The 15,324-nt window shown below is 42.2% G+C and carries 8 protein-coding genes and 1 pseudogene; 5 read left to right on the forward strand and 4 right to left on the reverse strand.

All coding sequences use genetic code 11. The features are described from left to right. Positions 1-12: 12 nt before the first annotated feature. Genes EDC44_RS07655 through EDC44_RS07665 form a run of 3 tightly spaced genes read right to left on the reverse strand, consistent with a single transcriptional unit; the run spans position 13 to position 2,758 of the window. A complete protein-coding gene (locus tag EDC44_RS07655; protein WP_131977008.1) occupies positions 13-1,395 on the reverse strand; it encodes a DHA2 family efflux MFS transporter permease subunit in 1,383 nt (460 codons plus the stop codon). Then, the gene (gene mobB, locus EDC44_RS07660) at positions 1,392-1,892 is read right to left on the reverse strand and encodes a molybdopterin-guanine dinucleotide biosynthesis protein MobB (RefSeq protein ID WP_131977010.1); all 501 of its coding nucleotides are present in this window, start codon (positions 1,890-1,892) and stop codon (positions 1,392-1,394) included. Before mobB ends, EDC44_RS07655 begins: the two co-directional genes overlap by 4 nt. After that, on the reverse strand, positions 1,892-2,758 hold the full coding sequence (locus tag EDC44_RS07665; RefSeq protein WP_243647919.1) for a DMT family transporter: 867 nt from the start codon (positions 2,756-2,758) through the stop codon (positions 1,892-1,894). The genes mobB and EDC44_RS07665 overlap by 1 nt, the downstream gene beginning before the upstream one ends. A 111-nt stretch (positions 2,759-2,869) precedes the next feature. Between EDC44_RS07665 and EDC44_RS07670 the strand changes: the two genes are divergently transcribed. The 5 genes and pseudogenes from EDC44_RS07670 (at position 2,870) to EDC44_RS07690 (ending at position 15,155) form a co-directional block, all read left to right on the forward strand. Then, complete coding sequence (locus EDC44_RS07670; RefSeq protein ID WP_131977014.1) at positions 2,870-3,418, forward strand: DNA topoisomerase family protein; 549 nt, start codon at positions 2,870-2,872, stop codon at positions 3,416-3,418. A gap of 3 nt (positions 3,419-3,421) precedes the next feature. Beyond that, positions 3,422-3,973, forward strand: coding sequence for an L-threonylcarbamoyladenylate synthase type 1 TsaC (gene tsaC / locus EDC44_RS07675; RefSeq protein ID WP_131977016.1), 552 nt, complete (start codon positions 3,422-3,424; stop codon positions 3,971-3,973). An 11-nt stretch (positions 3,974-3,984) separates the two neighbouring features. After that, on the forward strand, positions 3,985-4,791 hold the full coding sequence (aroE, locus tag EDC44_RS07680) for a shikimate dehydrogenase (RefSeq protein WP_131977024.1): 807 nt from the start codon (positions 3,985-3,987) through the stop codon (positions 4,789-4,791). A 317-nt stretch (positions 4,792-5,108) separates the two neighbouring features. Beyond that, positions 5,109-6,839: pseudogene (locus tag EDC44_RS07685) on the forward strand (ShlB/FhaC/HecB family hemolysin secretion/activation protein). A 27-nt stretch (positions 6,840-6,866) separates the two neighbouring features. Beyond that, entirely contained in the window at positions 6,867-15,155 is an 8,289-nt protein-coding gene (locus EDC44_RS07690) for a two-partner secretion domain-containing protein (RefSeq protein WP_131977020.1), read from the forward strand. A gap of 10 nt (positions 15,156-15,165) precedes the next feature. On the opposite strand, the gene EDC44_RS13405 is transcribed toward EDC44_RS07690, so the two are convergent. After that, the coding region (locus EDC44_RS13405; protein ID WP_165870242.1) for an integrase core domain-containing protein at positions 15,166-15,324 on the reverse strand (159 nt) is incomplete at its 5' end.

Consider the following 15,324-nt stretch of genomic DNA (forward strand, 5'->3'; position numbering starts at 1 on the left):
AACTCAAAGTAATTAATGCAAACTACTGCCGTCGGTTTTACGTAAATAAGTTAACGTCCACAGCAATAATAAACCGATCGCCGCCGAACTAAAGAACGTATAACTGAAAGATTGTTGTAACTGCTCACCGCTGCCGCCGATATATAAGCGGTATATACCCAATAATACGGAAGCCAAGGCAATGGCAAAACTCATTCCCACCTGTTGAATTACGCTTAAAAACGTCGATCCGCTGCTGGCGTCTTTATCATCCAAATCACTGATGGTTAAAGTATTGATGGAAGTAAACATTATCGACATACAACCGCCGTAAAATGCTACCAACATAATTAATAGCCACAACGGGGTATTTACGTTTAAGCCTCCCAATAACGCAACACTGGCAGACATCAAAAGTGCGGTGTAAATTAAGGCTTTTTTATAACCGAAAAATTTTAGAATTTTTGGAATATAAGGCTTAGTAATAATGGAACAAATAGCAACAGGTGTCATCAATAACCCCACCGTATCCGCACGATAGTGGAAACTCACCTGCAGCATTAAGGGCAATAAAAACGGCACGCCGGAACCGCATAGACGCAACAGCAAATTAGCGAGCATTCCCACCCGAAAACTACGAATGCGGAACAACGCCAGTGATAACAAAGGATTTTTTGCCTGTTTAGAATAAAGATAATAAGCCAGCAACAAGCTGCTACCGATTAAACTGATAATAAGTGCGGTCATTTTTTTCGGCGTTTGTTCAGCGATTAATTCCAACCCCAGCGTTAACGCCACCAAACCACCGGCAAACAGAATAAATCCCACCACATCCAGTTTGGTAATTTTCCCTTTCACATCAGGCATAAAACGGTTGGCAACCAAAATTCCTACAATACTAATCGGCAGATTAATCAGAAAAATCCAATGCCAAGTGGCGTAAGTCACCAACCAACCGCCGAGAATCGGACCTAAAATCGGCCCGATCAAACCCGCCATCGCCATAAAATTCCACACATTGATTAATTGCTTTTTCGGTACCCGCTTAATAATCGCCAGGCGAGCCACAGGCATCATCAACGCACCGCCCACACCTTGCAGCACGCGGGAAGCAATCAGCATATTCAATGAACCGGACATGGCACAAAACAGCGATCCCAAAGCAAATAACAGCACCGCTCCGCGGAAAATATTCCGTGTGCCGTATTTATCCGCCAGCCAACCGCTAAGAGGAATTAACAACGCTAAGGTTAAGGCATAACTAATTACCGCCAACTCCATGCCCAACGGCGATTCATTCAGGCTTTTCGCAATGGCAGGTAATGCAGTATTTAAAATCGTGGTATCCAACGCCTGCATAAAAAACGCCATCGCCGCTACCCAAGACAGCCCCTTAAAATTCTCTGTTTCTGTCATTTCATATTCCAACTCATAATAAATTCAGCAATTTGCTCAATATTATTAATATCCAACCGCACTTTATTGGTGGCAAGCGCATAATCCGTTGCGACGGCAACTGTATATTCGTCTAATTCCGGCAAAGGTTTTGTCATTGCTTGACGATGCAATAGGATTTTTGCGATAGGTTCCTGCTTAAAACCTTCCACCAAAATTAAATCCGTGAGTTGCGGATCAAATTGCTGTGCCAGATAATCTAACGTGGCCGGTTGCGGAGTTTCCGTCATCAACGCCCAACGCTGATCACAGGTGACAAGCACCTGAGCGGCTCCCGCTTCTTTCATTTTCCAACTGTCTTTGCCCGGTTTGTCGGTTTGTACATCGTGGTGCGTGTGCTTAATCACCGCCACCCGCACGCCGCGGGCGATTAAGTGCGGTAGGATTTTTTCCAATAATGTGGTTTTGCCGCTACCGCTGTAACCGCTGATACCCAGCATCGGGATAGTTATTTTCATTATCTTCTCCATAAACTCGGCAAGCGATAGACAATAATTGCGGTTAAAATCAATGAACAACCGACAGTTTTCGCCACCGTTAAGGCTTCACCTAAAATCAATACGCTGAGAGTCAGCGTCCACACCGGTTCCAATACCATAATCAAAGCAGCGGTGACGATATTACAATAACGCAAGCCTTGAATTTGTAAAAAATAGCGAAAATTGGTGGCAAGCAGCGTACTGGCCGCAAACCAACACCAAGTCTCAAATGAAATGGATTGCGGCCAATCTTCAAAGAAAAATGAATAAGCACAACACACAAGGCAAACAAGACTAAATTGAACGGTTAATAATGCCATTGTGGGAATATTTTTCGCATATTGGCTGCTCAAAACAAAAAACACCGCTGCAGAAAGTGCGGTGAAAAAAAACAAAATTGTGCCGATATCAAAGTCAAAATCGCCAAATTGACTGCCGGTTAATACAAATAAACCAATCATTGCTATGGGCATGGACAACCAAAAGGTTCGGGCCGGTTTTTGTTTAAATGCCAGCCATGCCAATAAAGGTGCGATCAACATCGCCAAACTGATAATAAATGCGCCTTCACCAAAATTAGTGCTAAATGTAATGGCTAAAACCCAGATGGTAATGTTACAGGTGAGTGCCAATCCTACGGCACCGGCACGCAATATTTGAGAACTATTGAGCGTATTTAACTGTGAAAATGAAAAAGGTAAAAAAATGAGCGTAGCAACTGCAAAACGCAAGCCGATAAAACCCACGGACGGCATTTCTTCAATAGCTTCTTTAGAAAAAAACCATCCGATTGCAGCAATAAACGCCACCACAAACATTAAAATTTCACCACGATATTTTTGCATTATTTTCTCTTATTTTCTCTTTAATTTAAACCGGATAGGCGGTTTCTATCATAGCACAACGGATCCTAATGTGATATATTTTCACTCGGTACAGTTCTTTAGGAAACGGCGATGAATCAATCTCTTTTTACCCCAAGCAAACAGCAAGAGCACTGCCCGCAATGCGGTTCGCCGTTGCAGTTGAAACAGGGCAAAAAAGGCTTGTTTTTAGGTTGCTCGGCCTATCCGGATTGTGATTATTTAAAGCCTTTGCACAGTCATTCCGAGCATAAAATCATTAAAGAATTAACGGAATCCTGCCCTGAATGCGGTGAACATTTGCAGTTAAAACAAGGCAGTTTCGGGATGTTTATCGGTTGCAGCGGTTATCCCGCCTGTCATTTTATTGTGCATGAACAAGCGGAGTCTGAAACTCCGCAATATCCCTGTCCCGAATGTGGCAAAGGGCATTTAATCGCCCGCAAGGGACGACAAGGCAAAACCTTTTACGGCTGCGACAACTACCCGAAATGCAAATTCACCTTAAGCAACGAACCGCATTTGATTACTTGCCCGCAATGCGGTGGCGAACTTTGCACGATAAAGAAACAATCGGAGCAATATATTACGTGGCAATGTGCAAAACGTGCCTGCCGGCATCTCTTCACAGTAGAAAAATAGAAAATGAACATCACACAAATCGTCGAACAACTGAAACAACGGCAAGTGGTAGCCTATCCCACCGAAGCGGTGTTCGGCCTGGGCTGTAATCCGCACAGCGAAAGTGCGGTACAAAATCTGTTAATTTTGAAAAATCGCCCGATAGAAAAAGGCCTGATTTTAATTGCCCCAACCCTCGATTTACTGCTGCCTTTTATTGATGAAAATCAGTTAAATGAAAAAAATTTAGCAAAATTAACCGCACTTTATGTTCATCCCGTCACTTGGATTGTGCCCGCCAAAGCCGATGTGCCGATATATTTGACCGGTCGGTTCGACAGCATTGCGGTGCGGTTGTGCCGTCATCCTGCGGTTGTTGCATTATGTGAACAAACCGGTTTTGCGCTCACCTCCACCAGTGCCAATTTATCCGGCTTCGAACCGTGCAAAACGGCAATACAAGTGCGGTCGCAATTTGGCGAGAATTTTCCCGTGTTGGATATGGATGTCGGCAACGCCGAGCGACCGTCGGAAATTCGTGATATTTTTACCGATCAAATAATTAGACAAGGTTAAACCGAATGACAATAGACAAATACGCCGTATGGGGCAACCCCATCGCTCAAAGCAAATCCCCGCAGATTCACAAAATCTTTGCGGAACAAACCGGGCAAATATTGGAATACGGAGCAATGTTAGGCGATGAACAAAACTTTGAACAGCAACTGAAAAACTTTTTTGCCAAAGGAGCAAAAGGCTGTAATATCACCGCGCCTTTTAAAGAACGGGCATTCAAACTGGCGGACGAACACAGCGAACGCTGCTTAACCGCCGAGGCCTGCAACACCTTAAAACGTTTAGACGATGGCAGATTGTACGCCGACAACACCGACGGAGCCGGTTTGGTGACGGATTTGCAACGCTTAAATCGGCTCAAACCAAATCAAAAAATCTTAATTTTAGGGGCAGGCGGTGCTACCAAAGGCGTGTTATTACCGCTATTGCAAGCTCAACAAAATATCACATTGGCAAACCGCACATTAGCCAAAGCCGCCAATTTAGCGGAAAAATTCAGTAAATACGGCAACATTCAAGCGATGGAATTGGCGGATATTCCCGTGCAACAATTTGATGTAGTGATCAACGCCACATCCTTAGGATTGCAAGGCAAAGTGGTGGAAATCAACCCCGAAATTCTGCAAAAAGCTACCGCACTTTACGATATGCAATACGCCAAACAAACGGACACCCCGTTTATTGCCTATGCTAAATCTCTCGGTGTTATGAATATCAACGATGGTTTCGGAATGTTAGTGGCTCAAGCGGCACATTCGTTTTTATTATGGCGGGGCGTAATGCCGGAAATTGCCGGTTTGATTGAACAGAAAATTTAACCGAATAATAAACCGTTATAATTAACCTGCCTTGGCGTGTTAGCAAAGCGGTTACCGGATTGCAAAGCCATGTAGCTCGATTCGACTACGGGACAGGCTATATTGAGCCGATTGCTCTTTTTGATAATTCATTTCAATACAGTATTTACAGGACTTATCCCCCTCGCTATACTACGCCCAATCAACTATTTGATTCAGATTGCTGCCAAACCTTCTCCCGTTTACGGGAGAGCGTTTAAAATTATTGACTTTGTCAATAAACACAATTAACTATTTAATTTTATTTGGGTAGAGTTGAAATGAAACAATTTTCTTTCATGGCCGCATTATTAGGCGCCATTTCCCCCTTACTGTATGCCGCCGAACCGGAGATTTCCGCGCTTAATCGCCTTGATGCCGCTCAGCAACAACGCCAAACCGAGCAAATTCAGCACCAAGCCTAACAATTTAGTCCGCACACCGATGTGCGTATGGATGTATCGACAGAAAAAATTACTGCATTGCCTGCCAATGAATCACCTTGTTACCCTATCCATCAAATTTTGCTTTCCGATTATTCAACTGACAAAACACTCAAACCAAGCCAATTTTACCGGGCACTCAATAAAGCCATCTATCAATTAAAATTAAAACTGCCACATTGTTTCGGTGGTGAGGGCTTGGGTGTGTTGATGAAGCAAATCCAAAATAATATTATTGAGCGAGGTTATGTCACCACGCGTGTAGTTGCCGGTGAACAGGATTTAACTCAAGGTGTGTTTCATTTAACCGTTATTCCGGGCAAAGTAAGACATACCATTGTGGCGGATGCCAGCCGTGTGCCGTGGTTTAGCAAACTCACTGCCAAAACCGCCACAACATTTTCTCAAGGTGATGTGCTCAATGTACGAGACATTGAACAAAGTTTAGAAAATCTCAAACGTGTTCCTACCGCTGATGCCAATATTGAAATCCTGCCGTCTGAAAACAGTGAACAAGTAGGCGAAAGCGATATTAAAATTACCTATCAACAACGCTTTCCTTTTCGCCTGAATTTAAGTCTGGACGATTCCGGTTCAAAATCTACCGGCAAATGGCAAGGCTCCGCTGTGCTATCATGGGATAATTTATTTTCAGCCAATGACTTATTTTACGGCAGCTTCACGCATAGTTTAAAACGTCATACCGATGATGACGGTCGTCGAGCCACACAAAATTACGGCTTCAATTATTCTATCCCCTTTGGTTACTGGACACTCTCCGCTTCCCTGTATAAAACACGTTATCACCAAGAGGTCTTTGCTGCCTTTAATAACAGCTATATTTATGCCGGTCGCAGTGAATATACCAACGTCAATCTGGCTTATTTGCTCTACCGTGATGCTGTGCGTAAAACCACCGTTTCCGGCGGATTTTGGTCTCGTCATTCACAAAATTATATTGATGATGCGGAAATCGACGTACAACGCCGTCGTATGGCAGGTTGGCAGCTAAACCTTAGCCATATTGAATATATTGATACGGCAACACTTAAACTTTCCGGCGGTTTTAAATGGGGAACCGGTGCTCGTCGTGCAATGTCGGCACCTGAGGAACGTGAGGGCAAAGGGACCTCACGCCCACAAATTTTCACTGTCGCTATTGAGTTCAATTATCCCTTTAATATCGGTAATCAACCTTGGGTATTTAATACGGATTGGTCTGCACAGTGGAATAAAACTGCGCTGATTCAGCAAGATAGGTTTAGCATTGGTGGGCGTTATACCGTACGTGGTTTTGATGGTGAACTCACCCTTTCCGGTGAACGTGGTTGGCTGTGGCGTAATGAACTCAGTTGGAATGTGGCAAATAAAGGACAATGGATTTATTTCGCCTTAGACGGTGGTCGAGTGATGGGGCGTGATGAGGATATGCGGCTTGGCCATCACTTAATGGGTGCTGCCCTTGGCTTACGTGGCGGTTGGAAACATATTTATTATGACGTCTTTATCGGTCGCCCTATCAGTAAACCGAGTGGATTTAGAACGTCCAATACAGTCACCGGTTTTAATATCGGCATTAATTTTTAATTAACTTTTAAATAAAAAGAGTTTTTTATGAATAAACAATGCTTTCGTGTGATTTTCAGCAAAACACGGCAACGCTTAATCGTCACATCCGAATTAGCAAAATCGGCAGATAAATCAACATCCCCACAAAGTGCGGTCAATTCTGACATTGTTTTTGCCACCTTAAAACCGTTAGCATTCAGTTTATTCTGTGCCTTGGGCTTCGTGACCTTTTCCGCCTCTGCCCTTTCCGATACCTTAATCATTAAAGCCGACCCGAATGCCCGTAAAAATCAGCAACCTATCGTATTACAAACCGCAAACGGTCTTCCGCAGGTCAATATTCAAACGCCGAATGAAAAAGGCTTATCCCATAATAAATACCGGGATTTTAATGTGGACACCAAAGGTGCCATTTTAAATAACAGTTACAACGCCACCAAAACCCAACAAGCCGGGCTGGTACAAAGTAATCCTTATCTTGCCCGCGGTGAAGCCAAGGTGATTTTAAATGAAGTCACCTCCACCAATCCGAGCCGGCTTAAAGGCTATCTGGAAGTGGCAGGGAAAAAAGCCGAAGTGATTATTGCCAACCCGAACGGACTACATTGCGACGGCTGCGGCACCATTAATGCCACTCGCTCAACGCTAACCACCGGTAAGCCACAGATTAAAGACGGTCGGGTGGACGGTTTCAAGGTTGAAAAAGGCAAAGTGAAAATCAGCGGCAAAGGCTTGGATAACAGTCGCGTGGATTACACCGATATTTTAGCCCGTGAAGCCGAAATCAATGCCGGCGTATGGGCTGGTAAAAAGCTCAATGTGGTAACCGGAGCCAACAAGGTGAAACAAGCAGATATTGCTCAAGCCGACAGTGATTTAACCATCACCCGTATTGATGCAAAAAAACTCGCTGAAAACACACCGCACTTTGCCCTTGATGTGAGCGAGCTGGGCGGGATGTATGCCGGCAAAATTCACTTGGTGGGTACAGAACAAGGCTTAGGTGTACGCAATGCGGGACATATCGGGGCGAGTCACGACAGGCTTACGATTGATGCTCAAGGTAAAATCGTCAACACCGGTACATTAAACGCTCAACAACAAATTTCGCTGAAAACCCCAAAAAACATTGAAAACACCGGGCGTATTGAAGCAAAAACACAGAATGTTGAATTGCAATCTCACGCGAATATTACGCAAAACGGCAGTGTGATTGCACGCATCGGCAAAGTCAAGGCAACCGCTAAAAACACCCTTAGCCAACACGGGGAAACCGTGGCAAAAGGCAACATCAGCTATAAAGCTGCTGAAGTAACATCAACACAATCCTCACTGATTGCCGCCGGTGTGACCACTACCCCAACCGCCCATGGCGAAACCCGTCAATTAGACAGCCAAACCGCACAAGGCGCAAATATTGATATTCAGGCAGACAAGACTACACAACTTGCCGGTCGGAATATTGCCTCTGGAAAGCTCAATATTGCTGCGCAATCTGTCAATTTAGATAACAGCAAAAATAATGCCTATGATATTGCGATTCAGGCAAAATCCGGTGATGTACAAGCAAACCACGCTCAGTTAAGTGCGGTGGAAAATCTGCAGATTTCTACACCTCAAACCCTGTCAACGCAACACAGTCAACTGACGGCAAACCGTATTCAAACCTCACAACAAGATTTAAATACACAACATGCGGTGTGGCTGCAATCAGGCACCGATGAATTTAATTTAAATGCACGTTCTATTCAAAATCAAGGCGGTACATTGAGTACGGGCGGTAATTTTAATCTGAATGCTGAAAATGTGGATAATACTGATGGACAATTCATTGCCGGACGTAGTCTTAATATTCATACAACGGGCGAATTTAATTCCACGCAAGGCACTTTATTTGCCAATAACACACTTAAATTACAAACCGCTCAATTAACCAATACCAATGGTCTTATTAAAAGCATTGGCAATATGCATATTGATACCGGCAATCACAACCTACTCAATCAGCAAACCAATACAAATAGTGATACACAAAAAGGTATTATTGCTTTAGGTAATTTAGTCATTAATAGTGCAACATTGCATAATACGCAAGGTAAAATTGCGACGGCACAAAATTTAACTGTCAACGCCCAGGCACTGACAAATACCCAAGGTGTAATTAATGCGCAACAACAAGCCACAATTCAAGCAGCACAAATAGATAACCAACGCGGTACGATTTGGGGGGCAAATACACATCTCAATGCGACCACAATTAATAACCAGAAAAACGGTCAAACAGGTTCATTGATTGGTGCAACGGATACATTAACTGTGACTGTAGCACAGCTGAATAACCAACAAACTGTGGCAACCGATACTAAGCCGACACAAGGGTTACAAGCTAAAAATATTCAACTAAATGCGGATACATTAAATAATCAACAAGGCGGCATTTATGCCACAAATACCATTTCTGCCGCAATTAAAAATCAGCTTAATAACCAGGCTGGTGAATTTTTGGCAAGAAAAACCGTTCAGATTCATTCACAAACTGATCATTTAATGGTTGATAACCAAGATGGCACGATTGAGGCTGGTCAACAACTGAGTTTAAAAGCAAAAACCTTACAACATGAAGGCACGATCAAAACACAAGGGGATGCGGAAATCGCACTCACGGATAGTTTCACATTAAATCGGGCTTTCCAGGTTGGCAATAATTTGATTTTTAGCACACAGGGCGATTTGCTCAATAACGTCAAACAAGTGGTAGGTAATCAAGCCTTATTTACTGCAAAGAATTTGATTAATCATGCCAATGCAGAAATTTCATCAAATCGCACATTAATTAATACGGAGACTGTCACTAACTACGGGTTATTAGACGGCACAGAAAATATCATCAAAACCGGCACATTAAATAATATTGCTACCGGTCGAATTTATGGTGATCATTTAGCCATTCAAGCTGATAACCTTAATAATCTCAATAATGATGAAAAATCCGCTACGATTGCGGCTCGTAAGCGTTTAGATTTAGGTGTAGGTATATTAACCAATCAAGATCATAGCCTAATATTCAGTATTGGCGATATTGCCGTTGGCGGTCAATTAAATGAGCAAAATCAAGCGACCGGCCATGCCAAATTAGTGGATAACGGTAGTGCCACCATTGAAGCGTTAGGTAATGGTGATATTAAAACGCAGCGATTATTTAATCATGATCTCCATTTAAAACTGGGGGAATATCACACGAATGAGCGCATTATTGAATATGCACCGTCAAAAACTTCAACACGTTATGTTTTACAGAATGGTCAAGGTAAACAAGGACATTTTGATCTAAAAAATAACAGTAAAAGAGACTCTAACTCTTATTTGATTTTAAAAGACGGTAAAAGAATCGCTTCTCGTTATTGGACAACGTGGAATTATAACCGCCATACCGTTACAAGTACGATCGAATATCGTGATCCGGCTAAAATTCTGATCGGTGGTGATTTATCGCTTTCAGGCTCAAATTTAGAAAATAACGCTTCTACCCTATCCATCGGTAAAACGCTATTATTAGGCGATAGTATTTTTACTCGTAATGAAAATAACAGCGATTTAACTGCCGGTGGGATTACCTTAAAAAATATTGATATTCAAGGTAACATCGATATTACTGATACAGGTAAATGGGAAAGTTTTGGAAAAGAGCGTCACCGTTATGGTGCCAGAGGCAAAAAACGCTGGGCGGTTTATGGCAAAGGGTCAGGCAATATAAATGACATACATCCAACAGAACATTTCACGTTTAATAAAGTATTAAATGATATTGGCAATGAAATCGTCGGCACAAATACCACGATTGATAGCCAATCAAATTCAGCACCTGTGACATTAACCCTCCCGACTGTAAGTGCGGTCATATCCGGACAAGTTTCAGCAAATCACACTGAAAACTTAGCCGACGGTACTCAACCGATAATCAAGACCCATTTGGCAGAAATCACCTTGCCTAAAGCCAGCCTGTATCAAATTAATCCGGAGGCACCAAATGGCTATGTGGTCGAAACGGACAGCCAATTTACCGACCGCAAACGCTGGCTTAGTTCTGATTATATGTTTAATGCCTTGCGTTACGACCATAACAATGTACAAAAACGCCTTGGTGACGGCTTCTATGAACAGCGTTTAGTAAATGAACAAATCAACCAGCTTACCGGTCGCCGCTTTTTAGATAATTACAGTTCGGACTTTGAACAATATAAAGCCCTGATGGATAGCGGTGTTTATTATGCGGATAAATTTAAGCTGACACCAGGTGTGGGATTAACCGCTGAACAAATGGCAGAACTGACTTCCGATATGGTGTGGTTGGTTAATAAAGAAGTCACACTACCAAGCGGTAAAACCTTAACGGTATTAACACCGCAAGTGTATCTCGTGGCTCGCAATTTTGATGTCACCACCCAAGGTGCATTAATTTCCGCTCGGGAAATTGTGGGCAATATTAACGGTAATATTACCAATACAGGCATGATTGCAGGACGGGATTTAACTGCACTTTCAGCCAATAATATTACTAATAACGGCGTGGTATTAGGTAATACTGTCAATTTGAGTGCCGAGCAAACGTTAGTAAATCTCGGAGGTAAAATTCAAGCCTTAGATTCCGCTACGCTTATTGGTAAGCAAGGGATTGAAATCGCCAGCCAAACAAGTAGCGCCGAAAATCACGACATATTCGGTAATGCCTTTGCTCATACGAATATTGACCGCCGTGCTGACATTGATGTGAACGGTAAATTGACGATTTTCAGCCCGAAAGATGTGGTATTGAAAGCCGCCAATGTGAATGCCGATGTGATTCATATTCAAGGGCATAATGTTGAACTCGGTACGGTTAGTACTGCCAATAAACAGCATTATAATGCCGATGCGGATAACTACTACCGCTTAGACCAAACACAGGAAATTAGCAGTCATCTCAAGGCTAAAAATGATGTGAACATTATTAGTGAAAATCACACCGCACTTCGCCAGGCAAGTGTACATAGCGATAACGGCACCGTTGCCATCGGTTCAATCAATGGCGATGTGCAAATTCAGGAAGGACGTAGTCAAGAGCAGCTTTCTTTCGGTGCAAAAAGTACACATAACGGCATGCTACAAACAACCATAACGGTTAGCAAACATGACCATGCCTATGACGTTGCTCAAGGTTCAACGATTGACGGTAATAATGTCTTATTACAAGCAAATAAAGGCAATATGACCATCCAAGGTTCAAATGTTGTTGCTGAAAATAATCTCACCGCAACAGCGAAAAATATCAACATTCAAGAAGCGGAAAATCGTCTTTTTGAACAGGATTTTGAGAAAACCAAAAAATCAGGCTTAATGGGCGGTGGTGGATTTGGTTTTAGTATCGGGCAGCGTAAACTCACTACCGAAACCGACCAAACCAAATATACCGCAACACAAAGTCAGGTGGGCAGTTTAAGCGGTAATACTACTCTACTGGCAAATGAAAACTACCGCCAAAGTGCGAGCAGCGTAACCGCTGTTGATGGTGATGTGACTATTCAGGCACAACATGTGGATGTGTTAGCGGCAAGTGATAAATATAAAACCAATTATAAACAGACATATGAAAAGAAAGGGCTGACTATTGCTATCAACACACCGATTCAAACCGCAATTAACGCCGTAAAAAGCGTTACCGAAGCGGTTAAAACCGTCGGTGAAAGCAAAGATGACCGTATTAATGCCATGGCAGCAGCCAATGCCGGCTGGGGCGCATACCGAGCCGGACAAACCTTAGGTAAAGTAGGTCAAGAGCTTGGCGAATTAATGCAAAATGGTACTGTGCCGACTGAAGCAGTCAGTGTTTCTATTACTTACGGTGAACAAAAAAATGTTGACACTCATCATACCGAAGGCTCAACTGCCAATAACAGCCAAGTGAATGCCGGTGGTAACGTCACTATTACTGCAACCGGAGCCGATAAACAATCCAATATTAATATTATCGGTTCCGATGTCAGCGGTAAACAAGGCACAACACTGACAGCGGATAACGATATTAATTTAAACGCTCAACAACAAACCCACAAAGAACGCACTCAAAATAAATCCAGCGGTTTTAATGCCGGTGTTGCCATTGCGGTGGGTAATGGCGTGTCTTTCGGTATTACCGCAGGCGGTAATTACGGCAAAGGCTATGGCAACGGTGATGATGTGACTTATCGCCATGCCCATCTTGGCGATAGTTCAAGTCAAACCACCATTAATGCCGGCAATAACGCAACATTAAAAGGTGCACAAGTGCAAGGCAAAAGCGTGACATTAAATGCCGAAAATCTCACCATTGAAAGTTTGCAAGATACAATGAAATATCAAGGTAAACAAATGAACGTGAGCGGACAAGTCACGGTAGGCTATGGTGCTTCAGGCTCAGCAAGTTACAATCAATCCAAAATCAATGCGGATTATGCCAGTGTGGTGGAACAATCGGGGATTTATGCCGGTGATGACGGCTATCAAATTAATGTCGGTAATCACACCGCACTTACCGGTGGTATCGTCACATCCGGTGAAAAAGCCGAACAAGGCGGTAAAAACAGTTTTAGCACAGGAACATTATCTGCAACAGATATTGAAAATCATGCTAACTATAAAGGTTCGGCGTTTGGGGTTTCCGGTTCTGCAACCGTTGGCGGTGGCGAATCGGCAAAAGAAATGGGGGGGGTGAATTTAATGTCACTAGGAAGTAATAATCAAGTACAAACGGTTGATGTGCAGACTGGAGATGTTACAACTCACACAGAAGGAACTCTTTCTGTCAATAAATCTATAGGTTTTGGTTATGATAAAGATAGCCAATCAAGTGTAACTAAAAGCGGCATTAATACAGCAAATATAAAAATTAAAGATAGCCAAACTCAGTTTGAAAACACAGGAAAAACTATTGCAGAGACTTTATCTGCTATTAAAACCAATATCATGACTGAAAATGCAGCAGAAAACTCAGGAGTTTTAACCAATAATTTTGATAAAGATCGGGTTCAAAAAGAGCTTAATACACAAGTTAAAGTTACTCAAGAATTTGATAAAAATCGCCAGGATATTAAGGCTGAATTACTTGCTAAAGCAGATAAACTTTTTGCAGAAGCTAAATTAGAGCGTTACAAAAACGGTGGAAACGAAACAGAAAAATCAAAAGAATTGGAAAATCAAGCTCATAACTTATCACAATTAACAAGTTATATAGATACCGCCTTAGGGACCGCATGGGGGCTTACAAATAGTATTTCAACAGCTGCATTACAAGTTACGGCACAACACGCAGATTATGCCAAAAATGCAGGAACTCATATTACAGCCGGTTCTGTTTATAAAGTTGATTGTTCAGGTGGTGTAGCTCAACGCTATTGTAGAGAGATGGATGATAAAACCAGAAAAACAGAATGGGAGGGCGGAGCTAGAGAAATTTACGACATTAATGAAATTCAAAATAAGAATGGCAAAAATGTAATTATTTCTAATCCGGGGATCTATAACAGTAAATATGAAGCTTTCCGTAATGCAGTGAAACAAAATCCAGATGCTGCAGAAAACGGTAATCTTTATGTTGTATTGAATAGTCCAAGTTATGAAGGAATACCGTTTCTTTCCGAAGTATTATTTTATGCTTCATATGATAAATTGAACGAAACTATCGGAGCTAAATTGCCGTTAACCTATGCGGAAAGAACCAACATGCTATTGAATAAATATGCTGCAATAAAGGGGTTAACATTGGAGAAAAGTAACCATAGTCGAGGCTCTTTAACGGAAAGTGTCTCACTGCAATATACCAATAATCATTTCAAAGACAAGAATGGCAAACCGATACCAATACCGTTAGAAAAAGTTCGTTTTGTCGGAGCTGCGGCAAATGCGGAACGTTACTACGGTGTATTAGAAAACAACGGTTATGTAAACAAGAATGGTGTATCGACTACATTTGGCCAGGCTTCTCACAATCAGGATTTTGTCGCCTTGCCTCCGGTGATTTTAGGTGGTAATACGGTGACAGGTGGCGCTTGCGGAAAACTTTGTTATTCACATAGTGGATATTATGGAAAAGTGCCAGATGAATTTTTGAAGGGAGATAATAATCAACCGCTATTAGATCAAAATGGTAAGAAAATTAAAAACCTAGAGTATAAAGAGTATGTGGAATTATGGGGAGAACCTAAAAAAGATCAGAATGGAAATCTTATTAATGTTTCCGCACCAAATATCTTAATCCGGGATAAAGATGGAAAAATTCATTTAAGAAATAGTGTAGTGGTCAACAAATTTTTCAGTCCCTGATAGGTTGTTTTTAAATAATCGGAGTGAGTCCATCAAGATATTGATGTGGACGAGCATAATTATAATACATAATGTAATCTTTCGTGTCCGCTACCGAGCTTTCAAATGAAGGATAGTTTTCCAACATCCATTCATATTTAAAACTTCTGAACCAACGTTCCGTTGGCGC

The sequence above is a fragment of the Cricetibacter osteomyelitidis genome (assembly GCF_004340985.1).
Lineage (GTDB): Bacteria > Pseudomonadota > Gammaproteobacteria > Enterobacterales > Pasteurellaceae > Cricetibacter > Cricetibacter osteomyelitidis.